Origin of the sequence: Pseudomonas laurylsulfativorans, assembly GCF_002906155.1 — a bacterium.
Classification (GTDB): Bacteria; Pseudomonadota; Gammaproteobacteria; order Pseudomonadales; family Pseudomonadaceae; genus Aquipseudomonas; species Aquipseudomonas laurylsulfativorans.
In genome coordinates this window covers 134,982-152,450 of record NZ_MUJK01000002.1, presented here as the reverse complement: position 1 = coordinate 152,450, position 17,469 = coordinate 134,982, and the positions used below count along the sequence as shown (strand labels likewise).

Sequence of the window (17,469 nt, the reverse complement as noted above, 5' to 3'; positions counted from 1 at the left end):
CAGATTACTTACCCGCGCTGCGCCTCAGCCTCTTCATGGGCATGTCGCAACCGCTCACGACTGTTGGTCAGGTGCAGGCGCATTGCCGCACGGGCCGCATCGGAGTCCTGACGGGCAATGGCGTCGTAGATTTCCTCGTGCTCGCGGCTCAGGCGACCCATGTAGTGCTGCTGGTCGTCATGGGCCAGGCGCGCGGAGTTCAGCCGGGTGCGCGGAATGATACTGGTGCCCAGGTGGGTCATGATGTCGGTGAAATAGCGGTTGCCGGTGGACAGCGCGATTTCGAGGTGGAAAGCGAAGTCCGACGCCACGGCGTCACTGGCGTGAGCGGCGCTTTCATTCAACGCATCGAGGGCGGCGCGCATGTTAGCCAGTTGCTCCGGGCTGCGGCGTTGCGCCGCCAGCCCGGCAGACTCCACTTCAAGACTGATGCGCAGTTCCAGGATCGCCAGCACATCACGCAAGGTCACCACAGTCGCCGGGTCGATACGGAAACCGCTCGGGCTCGGCGTGTCGAGCACGAAGGTGCCGATACCGTGGCGGGTTTCCACCTGCCCTGCCGCCTGCAAACGGGAAATCGCCTCGCGCACCACCGTGCGGCTGACGCCATGGGCATCCATGATGGCCGACTCGGTAGGCAACTTGTCGCCACGCTTGAGATGACCGTCGCGGATCTGCTCGGACAGCACCGTCACCAGTTCCTGAGCGAGGCTGCGGCGCTTGCGAGGGAGGCGTGGTGTGTCGTTGAGGTTTTCCATGGTGAACATCTGTCTCGAAAAGTTCGGCTACTGAAAGCGCATCATAGCGCAACGCGGTTGTACGATCACCCATCCCCCTTGTAGGAACCGGGGTGGTTATGCGGTCACGGCCTGGTCCACCAGATGGCCATTTTCGATACGGATGTGCCGTGGGTGGAAACGCTTGAGGCTGCTGCGATGGCCGATGCTGACAATGCTCAACCCCGGCAATTCATCGATCAGTGCCTGATACAGCGACGCTTCATCCTCCTCGTCCATCGCCGAGGTCGCTTCGTCCATGTACAACCATTGCGGTGCATAAAGCAGTGCACGGGCAAAGGCCAGGCGCTGCTGCTCACCCGGCGACAACATACGCTGCCAGTGGTTGGCCTCGTCGAGACGGGCAATCAGGTGCGGCAGGCGACAGGTTTCCAGCACCTGCACGTAGCGTTCATTCGGATAGGTATCGCCGGGCTGTGGATAACTGAGGACATCACGCAGGGTGCCAATCGGCAAGTACGGTTTTTGCGGCAGGAACAGGTAGCGCGCCGCTGGCAGGCGAATACTGCCGTGGCCGGCCGGCCACAGATGCCCCATCGCCCGCAGCAGGGTCGACTTTCCGCTGCCGGAACGACCGCTGAGCATCACACGCTCGCCCTCCTCCACGGTCATGTCGGCGTTGGTCAGCAGGTGACGACCTTCAGCCAGGTCGAGGCCGAGGTTGTGCACCTTCAGCGCGGAGCCCGAGTTTTGTACGTCGATGGCCGGCGCACGCTCTTCGTTGTCAGTCATGGCCTGGTGGAAGCTCAGCAGACGATCGCAGGTGGCGCGCCAGGAGGCGAGGCTCTGGTACGCGCTGATAAACCAGCTAAAGCTTTCCTGCACGTTGCCGAACGCCGAGCTGATTTGCATCAGTTCGCCGAGCTCGATCTTGCCGGCAAGATAGCGCGGCGAGGCAACGATGAACGGGAAGATGATGGCGGCCTGGCTGTAACCGGCGGTGAAGAACGTCAGCCGCTTGGACACCTTCATGATGTCCCAGAAGTTATGCCAGACCATTCCGAAGCGATTGCTCAAGCGGCGGTTTTCGTTCGGTTCGCCGTTGTACAACGCGATGCTTTCGGCATTCTCGCGAATTCGCACCATGGAGAAACGCAAGTCGGCTTCGAAGCGTTGTTGTTGGTTGTTCAGACCGATCAGGCGACGACCGATCAAATGCGTCAACCAGCTGCCAACCACCGCGTAAACCAGTACGCACCAGAACATGTAGCCAGGAATGGTGATGCCGAACACTTCAATACTGCCGGACACCCCCCACAGAATGATCGAGAACGACACCAGGCTGACGATGTTGCGCAGCAACCCGATACCCAGCTCAAGAGTGTTGGAGGTGAAGTTGTTGAGGTCTTCGGAAATACGCTGGTCCGGGTTGTCGGTGTAGCCGCCCTGCTCCAGCTGGTAGTAATTCTTGTCGGCGAGCCAGCGCGCAAAGTGCTTTTCAGTCAGCCATGCCCGCCAGCGGATCGTCAGCATCTGGGTCAGATAGAGCCGGTACACCGCGCCGACAATCGCCACCGCCGCAATCGCGCAGAAGTACAGGATCAGTTGCCAGAACGCAGCTTCGTCCTTCTTTTGCAGGGCGTTGTAGAAGTCCTTGTACCAGGTGTTGAACCACACCGAGATCCCCACGCTGATCAGCGACAACGCAATCACCGCGATCAGCAGCGTCCAGGCCTTGGCCTTCTCCTCACTGCGCCAGTAAGGCGTGATCATCGCCCACACTTTGCGAAAAAACTGCCCGCGCACGGCGTCGTTGACCGCGGAATACTCAGCGTTCTGATTCATGGATAAGGCTCGATAGAGAAAAGTGCACACACGAACCGATCATAGATGATCGGTCCGGTTTGTCGCGAGAAGCGGCCCGCATTCGTTCAGCGCAGGTTCAGCGGCGAACGGGGCGCTTCTGCAGTTTGCGCTGCAGGGTGCGGCGGTGCATGCCCAAGGCGCGGGCCGTGGCAGAGATGTTGCCTTCGTGCTCGGTCAGCACGCGCTGGATGTGTTCCCACTGCAGGCGGTCCACGGACATGGGGTTTTCCGGCACCAGACTGTCGAGGTCGGCGTGTTCGGACAGCAGCGCCGCCAGTACGTCGTCCGCATCCGCCGGTTTGCACAGGTAATTGCAGGCACCGCGTTTGATCGCCTCGACGGCAGTGGCAATGCTCGAATAACCGGTGAGGATCACCACGCGCATTTCCGGGTCCATTTCCAGCAACTTGGGCAACAGCACCAGGCCCGAATCGCCGTCCATCTTCAGGTCCAGGGCGGCGTAGTCCGGCAGATCGGCCTTGGCCAGTTCCAGGCCTTCCTCGGCGGAACTGGCGGTGCTGACGCGAAAACCCCGGCGGGCCATGGCGCGGGCCATGACGCGGGTGAATGTGGCGTCGTCATCGACCAGCAACAAATGCGGCAGTTCTTCGCCTTCGACTTGGATCTCTTCACTCATGTTCGTCTCCTCGGGCGACACGGGGCAGGCGCAGCTCGGTGAGCGTGCCACCTTCCTCATGACTGTAGAGTTTCACTGAGCCGCCGGCGCGTGTCACGCTGGCCTTGCTCAAAAACAGGCCCAGGCCGAAGCCTTTGCCCTTGGTGGTAAAAAACGGTTTGCCGATTTGCTCGGCGATGGCCAGCGGCACACCGGCGCCGTGGTCACGAATGCTGATGGTGAGGTTTTCCCAATCCCAGTCCAGCGTCACTTGCAGCCCTTCGGGGCAGGCGTCGGCGGCGTTGTTCAGCAGATTCAGCAGCGCCTGGGTCAGGTCAGGCGGCGGCGCCATGCGAGGGACCGGGCCCTGGCCGAGGCGCTGGAAGCGATAACTGGCTTCCGGGCGCATCAGGTGCCAGCGATTGAGGGCTTCATCGAGCCAATCGGTGACGTCCTGCATCTCCACCGCCAACCGGCGATTGGCCTCGGCGGCGCGCACCAGTTGCTGCAAGGTCTCTTTGCACAGCTTGACCTGATCCTGCAGCACGCTCAGGTCGTCCTGCAACATCGGGTCATGGTGATCCTGACGCATTTCCTTGAGCAGCACACTCATGGTCGCCAGCGGCGTTCCCAGCTCATGGGCCGCACCGGCGGCCTGGGTGGCGACGGCCAGCAGTTGCTGATCGCGCAGACCCTCTTCGCGGCGAATGGCGCGCAATTCTTCCTGGCGGCGCAGCTCTTCGGCCATGCGCGCGGCGAAGAAGGTGATCACTGCGGCGGCGAGGGCAAAGCTCAACCACATCCCGTACACCTGCAGGTTTTCCCGAGCGATGGGGAAGGTTTGCAGTGGGTAGAACTGCGCCAGCAATAGCGTGTACATCGTCAGCGCGATACCCGACAGGATCACCGAATAACGCCATGGCAACGTCACGGCGGCAATGGTCAGCGGCACCAGGTAATAGGAGACGAAGGGGTTGGTCGAGCCACCGGAGAAATACAGCAATGCGCTGTGGATAAACAGGTCGCAGGCCAGTTGCACAGCGTACTCGAGCTCTGTCACCGGCCACGAGGTGCGCAGGCGAATCGCCGTAAACACGCACAACAGCATTGAACATGCGAGCGTCGCGGCCAGTTGAAACCAGGGCAGCGGCAACAATTCGAACCAGTAGGCCAGGCCCACGGAACCGGCCTGGGCGGCCAACACCAAGGTGCGGATGAACGTCAGCCGCCAGAGGTTCTGGCGAGTGGCGGAAGTGATTTGAACGGGGGCGAGCATGAGCTCTCCTGATGAGCGCTCCAGGCGGATCGCTGGGAGTATAACCAAGCACAGGGGCTGACAGGCAAAAGTGCGGCAAACGGCCACATGTAGGAGCTGGCTTGCCAGCGATGGACGTTAACGATAACGCGCGCATTCAGGATAAACGCGGCGCCCGCGACTCCATCGCTGGCAAGCCAGCTCCTACAAACAGCGAGCGGCAGCCATGCATCTGTATAGAAGTTGTAACTGTGCGAACCGGAACATAAAAGCTAGAGTCTGATGGTTTCACGCAGGACCGGATCATACCTCTGCGCACCTTTCAAGGAGCCTTCATGCACACATTCCGCCGCAGCGCCGCTCTCCTCGCCCTGGGCCTTGGCACCGTCGCCAGCCTCCCGGCGCTGGCCGCCGACGAGCTTCATTACAACCAGATTTCCCTGCGCGCCGAAGTCAGTCAGGAAGTGGCCCGCGACCTGATGATCGTGACTCTTTACACAGAAGAACAGAACAGCGACCCGGCCAAACTCGCCGCCGACGTCAGCACCACCATGAACAAGGCGCTGGCCCAGGCCAAGCAAGTCAAGGACATCACCCTGCGCCAAGGCAGTCGCAACAGCTATCCGATCTACGACACCAAGGGCCAGAAAATCACCGGCTGGCGCGAGCGCGCCGAATTGCGCCTTGAAAGCTCGGACTTCGCCGCATTGTCGAAGCTGACCGGTGAACTGCTCACCGACCTGAAAATGGGCGGCATGGACTTCGCCATCGCCACCCCGACCCGCAAGGCCAGCGAAGACGCCCTGCTCAAGGACGCAGTGACCGCCTTCAAGGCCCGCGCCCAGTTGGCCACCGACGCCCTCGGCGGCAAGAGCTACAAAATCGTCAACCTGAACCTCAACAGCAACGGTTATCCGCAGCCTTACCTGCGCGCACCCATGATGATGAAAGCCGCCGCCATGGACGCCGCGCCGGTGACGCCGGATGTTGAAGCCGGCACCAGCCAGGTCAGCATGACCGCCGATGGTTCGATTGAAGTGCTGATGCCTTGAGTCGATAGGCTCTGAACAAAAAACGGCGATCATTCACATGATCGCCGTTTTTTTTGGGCAGTGTTCCGGCATGAGCTATAACTGGATAGTCCACCGAGAAAAACCGGCAGTTGCACCGGGTGCAACTGAGTTCAATTGGCCACTATCGGTGCAGCAATAACCACTCTTATTCACACCATACCCAGCCCACACAACGGGGGTATAAATAAGTAACACCCCGCCCTGATCGGGAGCACCCAGTACTCATGACGCACCGTAAAAGTGCGTCGCTTGCACCGTAAAAATGTCGCGCAAACGGTCAAATGCGTCAGGATTTATACAGATGCGACATTAAGGTACGTTCGTGCCACCGTTTAAGGCTTGTAGTCACTCTGGATCTTGCATTGGGTATGGCCCCTGCATAAGTATCCGCAGGCACGACTCACGAGGTCGTCCTCTAATTCCAAAAATGACAACAAATCATGAGGCCACCATGCTTAAACACGCGGTCATTCCGTTTTTAGTTGGCGCAACCTTGCTAGCCAGCGCACCGTTCGCCCAAGCAGCGACTAACCTGGTGTTCTGCTCCGAAGGGAGCCCGGCCGGTTTCGATCCAGGTCAATACACCACCGGAACCGACTTCGACGCCTCAGCAGAAACCATGTTCAACCGCCTCACCCAGTTCGAGCGCGGCGGCACCGCCGTGATTCCTGGCCTGGCGACCAGTTGGGACGTCTCCGATGACGGCCTGACCTATACCTTCCACCTGCGCGAAGGCGTCAAGTTCCACACCACCCCGTACTTCAAGCCGACTCGTGAGTTCAACGCCGACGACGTGCTGTTCACCTTTAATCGCATGATTAACAAGGATGACCCGTTCCGCAAAGCGTACCCGACCGAATTCCCGTACTTCACCGACATGGGGATGGACACCAACATCACCAAGATCGATAAAGTCGACGACAAGACCGTCAAGTTCACCCTCAAAGATGTTGATGCCGCGTTCATCCAGAACATGGCCATGAGCTTCGCCTCGATCCAGTCCGCCGAGTACGCTGCCCAGTTGCTCAAGGAAGGCAAGGCCGCCGACATCAACCAGAAGCCGGTCGGCACTGGCCCGTTCGTGTTCAAGAGCTACCAGAAAGACTCCAACATCCGCTACACCGGGAACAAGGACTACTGGAAGCCTGACGACGTGAAGATCGACAACCTGATCTTCGCCATCACCACCGACCCGTCGGTACGTATCCAGAAGCTGAAGAAGAACGAGTGCCAGGTCACCCTGTTCCCTCGTCCGGCCGACCTGAAGGCGCTCAAGGAAGACAAGTCCTTGAAGATGCCTGAGCAGGCTGGGTTCAACCTGGGCTATATCGCCTACAACGTGATGGACAAGATCAAGGGCGACGACAAGCCAAACCCGATGTCGCAGTTGAAAGTGCGCCAGGCAATGGACATGGCCGTCAACAAGCAGCAGATCATCGACTCCGTGTATCAGGGCGCCGGCCAACTGGCGGTCAACGCCATGCCGCCGACCCAGTGGTCCTACGACACCACCATCAAGGACGCCAAGTACGATCCCGAGAAAGCCAAGGAGCTGCTCAAGGAAGCCGGCGTCAAGGAAGGTACCGAGATCGTCCTGTGGGCGATGCCGGTTCAGCGTCCGTACAACCCGAACGCCAAACTGATGGCAGAAATGCTGCAGTCCGACTGGGCCAAGATCGGCCTCAAGGTCAAGATCCAGAGCTACGAGTGGGGCGAGTACATCAAGCGCTCCAAGGGCGGCGAGAACGGCGCGATGCTGATTGGCTGGAGCGGCGACAACGGTGATCCGGACAACTGGCTGAACGTACTGTTCGGCTGCGACTCGCTGGAAGGCAACAACTTCTCCAAATGGTGCGACAAGAAGTTTGACGACATCGTCAAGCAGGCCAAGCGCACTTCAGACCAAGGCAAGCGCACCGAGCTCTACAAACAAGCGCAACACGTCCTCAAGGATGCTGTGCCTATGACACCTATCGCTCACTCGACGGTGTTCCAACCCATGCGCGCCAACGTGCAGGACTTCAAGATCAGCCCATTTGGCTTGAACTCCTTCTACGGCGTCAGCGTCAGCAAATAAGGTTTTGCAACGGCGACGTTTCTGACGTCGCCGTTGCTTTATCTACCGAGCAAGCAGGAATTTGCCTACATCCAAATCCGCAGCTGACTACAGCATCGGGTAAGGACGCGTTGCCATTTCCTACGAGTCATTAGGACTTTACGCATTTACTGCCGGACCCGTGGCTCATACCGTCGGGATCCGACCAGTGCATGCGTGGGTCATCGGTTACTGCTGCGTGCATGGCTTGAAATCAGTGATGCCTCTATGTCCGCGGACGGGACGACGGCTCATTGACAACACTTTGAGAGAAAAGGGAGCGTTATGCGCCATACCTTGGTTTTATCCGCATTGCTGGGCACCGGCCTGTTGGCCGCCACTTCCATCAGCCAGGCCGCCAACAACAGCCTGGTGTTCTGCTCCGAAGGCAGCCCCGCCGGTTTCGACACGGCGCAGTACACCACTGCGACCGACAACGACGCCGCCGAACCGCTGTACAACCGGTTGGCAGAATTCGAGAAAGGCGCGACCAACGTCGTACCGGGCCTGGCCACGAGCTGGGAAATTTCCGAGGACGGCCTCAAATACACGTTTCACCTGCGCGAAGGGGTGAAGTTTCACACCACCAAGTACTTCACGCCGACCCGCGATTTCAACGCCGATGACGTGCTGTTCACGTTCAATCGCATGCTCGATCCGCAACAACCTTTCCGTAAGGCTTATCCGACAGAGTTTCCGTACTTCAACGGCATGAGCCTTAACAAGAACATCGCCAAGGTCGAAAAGACCGAGCCGTTGACCGTGGTCTTTACGCTCAACAGCGTGGACGCCGCGTTCATCCAGAACATCGCCATGAGCTTCGCCGCCATCCTTTCGGCCGAGTACGCCGACAAGCTGCTGACCGAAGGCAAACCAAGCGACATCAACCAGAAGCCGATCGGCACCGGGCCGTTCGTGTTCAAGAGCTATCAGAAAGACTCGAACATCCGTTACACCGGTAACAAGCATTACTGGGACCCGAGCCGGGTCAAGCTCGACAACCTGATTTTCGCCATCAACACCGACGCCTCGGTGCGGGTGCAGAAACTCAAGGCCGGCGAGTGCCAGATCACCCTGCACCCGCGCCCTGCCGATGTGCCCGCGCTGAAAAACGACCCGGCCCTGCAACTGATCGAGAAGCCTGGCTTCAACCTCGGCTACATCGCCTACAACGTACGCCACAAACCCTTCGACCAGCTCGAAGTGCGTCAGGCGCTGGACATGGCGGTGAACAAGCAGGGCATTCTCAATGCCGTTTACCAGGGCGCGGGGCAACTGGCGGTCAACGCCATGCCGCCGACCCAATGGTCCTACGACGACACGATCAAGGACGCCGCCTACAACCCGGAAAAGGCCAGGGAATTGCTCAAGGCCGCCGGCGTCAAGGAAGGCACTGAAATCACCCTCTGGGCCATGCCGGTCCAGCGTCCGTACAACCCCAATGCCAAGTTGATGGCCGAGATGCTCCAGGCTGACTGGGCGAAGATCGGCCTCAAGGTCAAGATCGTCAGCTATGAGTGGGGCGAGTACATCAAGCGCACCAAGAATGGCGAGCACGACATCAGCCTGATCGGCTGGACCGGTGACAACGGTGATCCGGACAACTGGCTGGGCACGCTCTACAGCTGCGACGCCATTGGCGGTAACAACTACTCGATGTGGTGTGATCCGGCTTACGACAAGCTGATCAAGCAGGCCAAGATCGTCACCGACCGAGACCAGCGCACCCTGCTCTACAAACAGGCGCAGCAGTTGCTCAAGCAGCAAGTGCCGATCACGCCAGTCGCCCACTCAACGGTCAACCAGCCGCTGAGCGCCAAAATCGAAGGGTTCAAGGTGAGCCCGTTCGGCCGCAATGTTTTCTCGGGTGTCAGCATAGAAAAATAACCGATTAGCCAGAAATGCCGGGGGGCGGATTTTCCGCCCTCACGCAGACGCTTTGCCGTCTTTTGCCTATTGGGCTAACAGCAAACGTTTGCGTTGCCGTGAATGAGTTCTAAACCAATAGCCGGATCACCCAAAAAGACCGGCATAAAAAAAAGAAAGTAAGGAGCTTTACCCATGAAACTGAGCAGCACCGCGTTATTGGCCTTGGCCATCAGCAGCGTAACCGCCACGGCTTACGCAGAAACCCAAAGCCAGGCTTTCACCCCGGTTACCGTGAACGAGAAAAACGCCCAGAGCGAAGCCACCGGCTTTGTCGAAGGCCAGTCGATCACCGGCACTACGCGTAACTGGTACGCCAACGAACAACTGCAACGCGGCGCCAAGTTCGCCTACAAGAAAGACGGCGTTTCGACCCCGACCGATCGCCGGATCAACTGGGTCCAGGGCACCATCCTCAAGTACAACTCGGGCTTCACCGAAGGCACCGTAGGTTTCAGCACCGAGGTGGCGGCCTACAACGCCATCGCGCTGGATCAGGACCGCAAGGACCTGGCATCCAACAACGGTGGCGCACCGGGCACTCGTCCTGGCGCGGGCAACAACCGTACCCTGACCAAAGAAGGCGGCGATGCTCAAGGCCAGTGGAGCAAACTGGGCCTGGCCAACGTCAAGGCCCGTGTCTCCAACACCACCCTGACCGCCGGCCGCATGAACTTCAGCAGCCCGATGGTCGACGTGATCGGTAACCGTGCACTGCCTTCGAGCTTCGAAGGTGTGGCCATCCACAGCGAAGAGCTGAACAACCTGGCCTTCGACCTGGCCACCTTCGATCGCAACTCACCGCGTACCGAAGAAAGCCAGCGTAAATTTCGCACCGAATACGCCAACGGCATCGTCGAGACCGACCACGTCTACACTGGCGGCCTGACCTACACCCCATTTGCCAGCCTGACCACCAGCCTCTGGGCGACCCAGGCTGAAGACATCTGGAACCAGTACTACTTCGGCGCTTCCCACGTTCTGGGCGACAGCCAGGTACTGAGCCTGACCACCGGCCTGAACTACTACAAAACCCAGGAAACCGGTAAGGCCCTGATCGGCGACATCGACAACGACACCTATTCCCTGTCGTTCGGCCTGACCCACCAGGCCCACACCCTGACCTTCTCGTACCAGGAAGTGAACGGCAACGAGTACTTCGACTACCTGCACGAAACCAACGGCATCTACCTGGCCAACTCCCTGCTGTCGGACTTCAACGGCCCGAACGAAAAATCGTTCCAGGTTGCCTACGGTCTGAACATGGCCGAATACGGCGTGCCAGGCCTGAAGTTCAACATCTACCAGGCGCGCGGCTGGGGCATCGACGGCACTCACTACACCGGCAACGGCGGCGTGGTTGGCAAGGGTTATGACGGCATCCAGTCCCAGGATGGCGAACACCACTATGAATACGGCATCGGCGCGACCTACGCCGTGCAGAGCGGCCCGCTCAAGGCCACCACGATCCGCGGCACCTACACGGCTCACCGTGCCAGCGAAAACCAGGCTGACGGCAGCATCAACGAGTTCCGTCTCGTGACCACGGTTCCGTTCAACATCCTGTAATGCCGCTGCCGAACGGCTGGTTCCGCGATGAATCGGCCGTTCGGCTTTTGTCCTTTAACTGATTGCAGAGGGTTCTTGATGAAAATGCTTCCCCTACGTGCGGCCATCGCGGCTGCTTTGCTCAGTGTCGCTGTCGGTGTCTCGGCCAAGCCCCTGGTGGTTTGCACCGAAGCCAGCCCCGAAGGCTTCGACATGGTCCAGTACACGACTGCAGTCACAGCCGATGCGGTGGCCGAAACCATCTTCAATCGCCTGGCGGACTTCAAACCGGGTACTACCGAGGTGATTCCGGCACTGGCCGACTCCTGGGACATCAGCGAAGACGGCCTGAGCTACACCTTCCATCTGCGTAAAGGCGTCAAGTTCCACACCACCGAATACTTCAAGCCAACCCGCGACATGAATGCCGATGACGTGGTCTGGAGCTTCCAGCGCCAGCTGGACCCGAATCATCCATGGCACAAACTGTCGAGCGTGGGTTTCCCGTACTTTGAAAGCATGGGCTTCAAGGAACTGCTCAAAAGCGTAGAGAAAGTCGACGACAACACGGTCAAGTTCACCCTGACCCGTCGCGAAGCGCCGTTCCTGGCCGACATTGCCATGGCCTTCTCCTCGATCTACTCCGCCGAGTACGCCGATCAGTTGCTCAAGGCCAACAAGGCCGGCGACCTGAACAACAAGCCAGTCGGCACCGGCCCGTTCGTCTTCCAGCGTTACAACAAGGACGCCCAGGTTCGCTTCAAGGCCAACCCGGATTACTTCCGTGGCAAGCCACCGGCCGACGCACTGATCCTGGCCATCGCCACCGACAACAACGTGCGCCTGCAAAAGCTCAAGGCCAACGAGTGCCAGGTCGCGCTGTATCCGAAGCCGGATGACATCCCGACCATCAAGAAAGACCCGAACCTGAAGGTCGACGAACTGAACGCGATGACCGTTTCCTACGTCGCCATGAACACCACGCACAAGTACATGAGTGATGTGCGGGTGCGCAAAGCCATCGACATCGCCTTCGACAAAGAGGCGTACGTCAATGCGTTGTTCGGCAAGGGCAATGCAACCGCTGCGGTCAACCCGTACCCGGACACCCTGCTTGGCTACAACCACGACCTGAAGAACCCGGCCCATGATCTGGACAAGGCTCGCGCCCTGCTCAAGGAAGCCGGCGTACCGGAAGGCACCACCTTCACCCTGTTCACCCGCAACGGTGGCGGTCCGACTAACCCGAACCCGATGCTCGGCGCGCAGATGATGCAAGCCGACCTGGCCAAGGTCGGGATCAAGATCGACATCCGCGTGATGGAATGGGGCGAAATGCTCAAACGCGCCAAAAACGGCGAGCACGACATGGTTTCCGCCGGATGGGCGGGCGATAACGGCGACCCGGATAACTTCCTGACGCCTATGCTCAGTTGTGAAGCGGCCAAGAACGGAGAAAACTACGCCCGCTGGTGCAATGACAAGTTCCAGGCGCTGATCGACCAGGCTCGGGAAAAAACCGATCCGGCCGAGCGTGCAGCGCTCTACGAGCAGGCCCAGGTTATTTTTAACCAGGACCAGCCATGGATCAGCATGGCACACACTAGAATGTTTACCGCAATGCGCAACAACGTAGAGGGCTATCACATTAGCCCCCTCACCACGAATAACTTCGCCACCACCCAGGTGAAGTAGATAAGAAAACTCCCGGTATTCCTGACACAGGGATGCCGGGCACGCCTAACCGGCTGATGAGGTACACCTTACGATGTTTAGTTTTATTGCCCGCCGACTGGGGTTACTGATCCCCACGTTTTTCGGCATCACCTTGCTGACATTCGCGTTGATTCGCATGATCCCTGGCGACCCCGTGGAAGTCATGATGGGCGAACGCAGAGTCGACCCGGAAATGCACGCTCAGGCAATGGAACGCCTAGGTCTGAACAAACCCCTGTATGCCCAGTACCTGGATTACATCGGCAAACTGGCCCACGGCGATCTCGGTGAATCCCTGCGAACCCGTGAAAGCGTCTGGACCGAATTCACTTCCCTGTTCCCCGCGACCCTGGAACTGTCCATGGCCGCTCTGTTGTTCGCCGGCATCCTGGGCCTTCTGGCCGGGGTGATCGCGGCACTCAAGCGAGGGTCCCTGTTCGACCATGGGGTGATGGGCATCTCCTTGGCGGGATACTCGATGCCGATCTTCTGGTGGGGCCTGATCCTGATCATGTTCTTCTCGGTGAGCCTGGGCTGGACCCCGGTGTCCGGGCGGATCGACCTGCTCTACGACATCGAGCCGCGCACCGGTTTCATGCTGATCGATACGCTGCTGGCCGATGACGTCAGTGCGTTCTTCGATGCCCTGCATCACCTGATCCTGCCGGCCATCGTGCTGGGTACCATCCCGCTGGCGGTGATCGCACGGATGACCCGTTCCTCGATGCTCGAAGTACTGCGTGAAGACTACATTCGCACCGCCAAGGCCAAGGGCCTGTCGCCGTCGCGTGTGGTGTTCGTGCACGGTCTGCGTAACGCGCTGATTCCGGTGCTGACGGTGGTCGGCCTGCAAGTCGGCACCCTGCTGGCCGGTGCGGTCCTGACCGAAACCATCTTCTCGTGGCCCGGCATCGGCAAATGGCTGATCGAAGCCATTGGCGCCCGAGACTATCCCGTCGTGCAAAACGGCATCCTGTTAATCGCCTGCCTGGTGATTCTGGTCAACTTCGTAGTGGACATCCTCTACGGCTTTGCCAACCCACGCATCCGTCATCAGCGCTGAGATCATGACCATGACCACTCCAATTCCATCGGTAGCAGTCGATCAAAGCCTGCTGTACCCGTCTCCGTACAAAGAATTCTGGCAAGCGTTCGCCAAGAACAAAGGCGCCGTCGCCGGCCTGATGTTCATGCTGCTGGTGATTTTCTGCGCCATCTTCGCCCCATGGGTCGCCCCTCACGACCCGAGCGAGCAGTACCGCGATTTCCTGCTGACCCCACCGGCCTGGCTGGAAGGTGGACAGATGCAGTTCCTGCTCGGCACCGACGAACTGGGCCGCGACCTGCTGTCGCGTCTGATCAATGGTTCGCGCCTGTCGTTGCTGATCGGTTTGTCGTCGGTGGTGATGTCGCTGATCCCGGGGATTCTCCTGGGCCTGTTCGCCGGGTTCTACCCGCGGATTCTCGGCCCGACCATCATGCGCCTGATGGACATCATGCTGGCCTTGCCGTCGCTGCTGCTGGCCGTGGCGATTGTCGCCATCCTCGGCCCTGGCCTGATCAACACCATCATTGCCATCGCCGTGGTTTCGTTGCCGTCGTATGTTCGTCTGACCCGCGCCGCGGTGATGGGCGAGCTGAACCGCGACTACGTAACCGCCGCGCGCCTGGCCGGTGCCGGCCTGCCACGCCTGATGTTCGTTACCGTGCTGCCAAACTGCATGGCGCCGCTGATCGTTCAGGCCACCCTGAGCTTCTCTTCGGCGATCCTCGATGCCGCCGCACTGGGCTTCCTCGGACTTGGCGTACAACCGCCAACCCCTGAGTGGGGCACCATGCTGGCTTCGGCCCGCGACTACATCGAACGCGCCTGGTGGGTGGTGAGCCTGCCTGGTTTGACCATTTTGCTCAGCGTGCTGGCAATCAACTTGATGGGTGACGGCCTGCGCGACGCGCTGGACCCGAAACTCAAGAACGCCGCCTGAGGAGATTCCCATGTCACTGTTAGAAATCAAGAATCTCAACGTTCGTTTCGGCGACAAGAACGCCACGCCAGTGGTCGACGGCCTCGACCTGAAGGTGGACAAGGGCGAAGTGCTCGCCATCGTTGGCGAGTCGGGTTCCGGCAAGTCCGTGACCATGATGGCGCTGATGGGGCTGATCGAGCATCCAGGCATCGTTACCGCGGACTCGCTCAGCTTCGACGGCAAGGACATGCTTAAGTTGAGCAATCGCCAGCGTCGGCAGATCGTCGGTAAGGACCTGTCGATGGTCTTCCAGGACCCGATGACCGCGCTGAACCCGAGCTACACCGTCGGTTTCCAGATCGAAGAAGTGCTGCGCCTGCACCTGAAGTTGTCCAGCAAGGCAGCGCGCAAGCGCGCCATCGAATTGCTGGAAAAAGTTGAAATCCCGGGTGCCGCCAGCCGTATGGACGCCTACCCGCATCAACTGTCCGGCGGTATGAGCCAGCGTGTCGCGATTGCCATGGCAATTGCCGGCGAACCGAAACTGCTGATCGCCGACGAGCCGACCACGGCGCTGGACGTAACGATCCAGGCGCAGATCATGGACCTGCTGCTGGCGTTGCAGAAAGAGCAGAACATGGGCCTGGTGCTGATTACCCACGACCTCGCCGTCGTGGCCGAAACCGCCCAGCGCGTGTGCGTGATGTACGCAGGGCAAGCGGTCGAAGTCGGTCAGGTGCCACAGTTGTTCGACATTCCCGCGCACCCATACAGCGAAGCATTGCTCAAGGCGATTCCGGAACACAGCCAAGGCGCCGCGCGCCTGTCGACTCTGCCGGGTATCGTGCCCGGTCGCTATGACCGTCCGCAGGGTTGCCTGCTGTCGCCGCGCTGCCCGTATGTGAAAGACAACTGCCGCCAACAACGTCCGACCCTTGACCCGAAAAGCAACAGCCTCGCTCGCTGCTTCTACCCGCTGAACCAGGAGGTGGCGTAATGGCCGTCGTTCTTACCGCCCGCGACCTGACCCGTCACTACGAGGTGTCCCGTGGCATGTTCAAGGGTCACGCCACCGTGCGCGCTCTTAACGGTGTGTCGTTCGAACTGGAAGCCGGCAAGACCCTCGCCGTCGTCGGTGAATCGGGCTGCGGCAAATCCACCCTGGCCCGGGCCCTGACGCTGATCGAAGAACCGTCCTCCGGCTCCTTGAAAATTGCCGGCCAGGAAGTCGCCGGCGCCGACAAGGCCCAGCGCAAGCAATTGCGCAAAGACGTGCAGATGGTGTTCCAGAGCCCTTATGCCTCGTTGAACCCACGGCAAAAAGTCGGCGACCAGTTGGCTGAGCCGCTGCTGATCAACACCAACCTGAGCGCCTCTGAACGTCGCGAGAAAGTCCAGGCGATGATGAAGCAGGTGGGGTTGCGTCCCGAGCACTACCAGCGTTATCCACACATGTTCTCCGGCGGTCAGCGCCAGCGGATTGCCCTGGCCCGAGCGATGATGCTCCAGCCTAAAGTGCTGGTCGCGGATGAGCCGACCTCGGCGCTGGACGTGTCGATCCAGGCACAGGTGCTGAACCTGTTCATGGATCTGCAACAGGAGTTCAACACCGCCTACGTGTTCATCTCCCACAACCTGGCGGTGGTGCAACACGTTGCCGATGACGTGATGGTGATGTACCTCGGTCGCCCAGTGGAAATGGGTCCGAAGAACGACATCTACGAACGCCCGCTGCACCCTTACACCCAGGCACTGTTGTCGGCCACGCCGACGATTCACCCAGACCCGAACAAACCGAAAATCAAGATCGTCGGCGAGTTGCCCAACCCGCTGAACCCGCCACCCGGCTGCGCGTTCCACAAGCGTTGCCCGTACGCCACCGAGCGTTGCAGCACTGAAGAGCCGGCCCTGCGCCTGCTCGACAGCCGCCAGGTGGCTTGCCACTACGCCGAGCAATTCCTCGACGGCGCAGCGTAAAAAACCGTAGGAGCGAGCCTGCTCGCGATGGCGGACTGTCATTCAACATTTGTATTGAATGAAAGAATGCATCGCGAGCAGGCTCGCTCCTACAAGTACTGAATTAATAGAACCTCTTGTTCCTTGACTGCGCATCAGTCGAGCAACAAGGGGTTCTCTTTTTCCTGTGATTTACGTCTGGCTGTCGCCTTCATCGGCATCATCTGAGTCCGGCTCGTCGGTGGTCGAGTCATCGTCGTTGTCAGCCCCACCCTGTCCCTGATCTCCCGGTTCCGATTCGGATTTGGCGAGCATCAACCCCGCGTATCCCGCTTGCCCGCTCGCAGCCTGCTCCCCGTGATCGATACACTCGGCCCACGCTGTCGACGTCCCGAGCGATAGCATCACCAACACCTTCAACAGCAGTAAAACGCGAAACAACCTGTTCATAGCCGATTCCTTCCTTTCGTAGAGTGCCTGTCTGGCGCTGAGTCAAATCTAGTTCCGATCAGCCGGGTTCTCCAGATTGGACGCTACTGAGCGAGGGAAAATGCAGTGGATCAGGAGACTGCTTTGGAATAGGGGTTATTCAAAATTCCACTAGCACCGAAGCCCCTGTAGGAGCGAGCCTGCTCGCGATGATCTCGGCCGCGCTGCGTTTATCCAGAAAGGGCGCGTCATCGTTAGCCGCTATCGCGAGCAAGCTCGCTCCTA

Annotated in this window: 14 protein-coding genes; 9 read left to right on the top strand and 5 right to left on the bottom strand. The window is 59.6% G+C overall.

What is annotated here, in order from left to right; genetic code table 11:
- Positions 1 to 8 precede the first annotated feature (8 nt).
- The 4 genes from B0D71_RS06960 to B0D71_RS06945 all read right to left on the bottom strand — a co-directional run bounded on the left by B0D71_RS06960 (position 9) and on the right by B0D71_RS06945 (position 4,495).
- The gene (locus tag B0D71_RS06960) at positions 9 to 758 is read right to left on the bottom strand and encodes a FadR/GntR family transcriptional regulator (RefSeq protein ID WP_178081855.1); all 750 of its coding nucleotides are present in this window, start codon (positions 756 to 758) and stop codon (positions 9 to 11) included.
- A gap of 96 nt (positions 759 to 854) precedes the next feature.
- Positions 855 to 2,582: an ABC transporter ATP-binding protein/permease gene (locus B0D71_RS06955; RefSeq protein WP_103394136.1), complete on the bottom strand. Its 1,728-nt coding sequence runs from the start codon at positions 2,580 to 2,582 to the stop codon at positions 855 to 857.
- Between the two features lie 97 nt (positions 2,583 to 2,679).
- Positions 2,680 to 3,240: a response regulator transcription factor gene (locus tag B0D71_RS06950; RefSeq protein WP_007981466.1), complete on the bottom strand. Its 561-nt coding sequence runs from the start codon at positions 3,238 to 3,240 to the stop codon at positions 2,680 to 2,682.
- Positions 3,233 to 4,495, bottom strand: coding sequence for an ATP-binding protein (locus tag B0D71_RS06945; RefSeq protein WP_103394135.1), 1,263 nt, complete (start codon positions 4,493 to 4,495; stop codon positions 3,233 to 3,235). Before B0D71_RS06945 ends, B0D71_RS06950 begins: the two co-directional genes overlap by 8 nt.
- 314 nt (positions 4,496 to 4,809) lie before the next feature.
- Between B0D71_RS06945 and B0D71_RS06940 the strand changes: the two genes are divergently transcribed.
- The 9 genes from B0D71_RS06940 to B0D71_RS06900 all read left to right on the top strand — a co-directional run bounded on the left by B0D71_RS06940 (position 4,810) and on the right by B0D71_RS06900 (position 16,776).
- Positions 4,810 to 5,526, top strand: a complete 717-nt coding sequence (locus B0D71_RS06940) for an SIMPL domain-containing protein (protein WP_103394134.1) — start codon at positions 4,810 to 4,812, stop codon at positions 5,524 to 5,526.
- Between the two features lie 472 nt (positions 5,527 to 5,998).
- On the top strand, positions 5,999 to 7,624 hold the full coding sequence (locus tag B0D71_RS06935; protein ID WP_103394133.1) for an ABC transporter substrate-binding protein: 1,626 nt from the start codon (positions 5,999 to 6,001) through the stop codon (positions 7,622 to 7,624).
- Between the two features lie 303 nt (positions 7,625 to 7,927).
- On the top strand, positions 7,928 to 9,529 hold the full coding sequence (locus tag B0D71_RS06930) for an ABC transporter substrate-binding protein (protein WP_103394132.1): 1,602 nt from the start codon (positions 7,928 to 7,930) through the stop codon (positions 9,527 to 9,529).
- 174 nt (positions 9,530 to 9,703) lie between these two features.
- A complete protein-coding gene (locus B0D71_RS06925; RefSeq protein WP_103394131.1) occupies positions 9,704 to 11,137 on the top strand; it encodes an OprD family porin in 1,434 nt (477 codons plus the stop codon).
- Between the two features lie 78 nt (positions 11,138 to 11,215).
- Positions 11,216 to 12,811: an ABC transporter substrate-binding protein gene (locus tag B0D71_RS06920; RefSeq protein WP_103394130.1), complete on the top strand. Its 1,596-nt coding sequence runs from the start codon at positions 11,216 to 11,218 to the stop codon at positions 12,809 to 12,811.
- A 73-nt stretch (positions 12,812 to 12,884) separates the two neighbouring features.
- Positions 12,885 to 13,895 carry an ABC transporter permease subunit gene (locus B0D71_RS06915; protein WP_103394129.1) on the top strand — a complete coding sequence of 337 codons (1,011 nt, stop codon included), beginning with the start codon at positions 12,885 to 12,887 and terminating at the stop codon, positions 13,893 to 13,895.
- 10 nt (positions 13,896 to 13,905) lie between these two features.
- Positions 13,906 to 14,817, top strand: coding sequence for an ABC transporter permease subunit (locus B0D71_RS06910; protein ID WP_103394128.1), 912 nt, complete (start codon positions 13,906 to 13,908; stop codon positions 14,815 to 14,817).
- Positions 14,818 to 14,827: 10 nt separating this feature from the next.
- A complete protein-coding gene (locus B0D71_RS06905) occupies positions 14,828 to 15,796 on the top strand; it encodes an ABC transporter ATP-binding protein (RefSeq protein ID WP_103394127.1) in 969 nt (322 codons plus the stop codon).
- Positions 15,796 to 16,776 (top strand): peptide ABC transporter ATP-binding protein, encoded by a 981-nt coding sequence (locus B0D71_RS06900; RefSeq protein ID WP_103394126.1) that lies wholly within the window; start codon positions 15,796 to 15,798, stop codon positions 16,774 to 16,776. The genes B0D71_RS06905 and B0D71_RS06900 overlap by 1 nt, the downstream gene beginning before the upstream one ends.
- A 171-nt stretch (positions 16,777 to 16,947) precedes the next feature.
- On the opposite strand, the gene B0D71_RS06895 is transcribed toward B0D71_RS06900, so the two are convergent.
- Entirely contained in the window at positions 16,948 to 17,205 is a 258-nt protein-coding gene (locus B0D71_RS06895; protein WP_103394125.1) for a hypothetical protein, read from the bottom strand.
- Positions 17,206 to 17,469 lie beyond the last annotated feature (264 nt).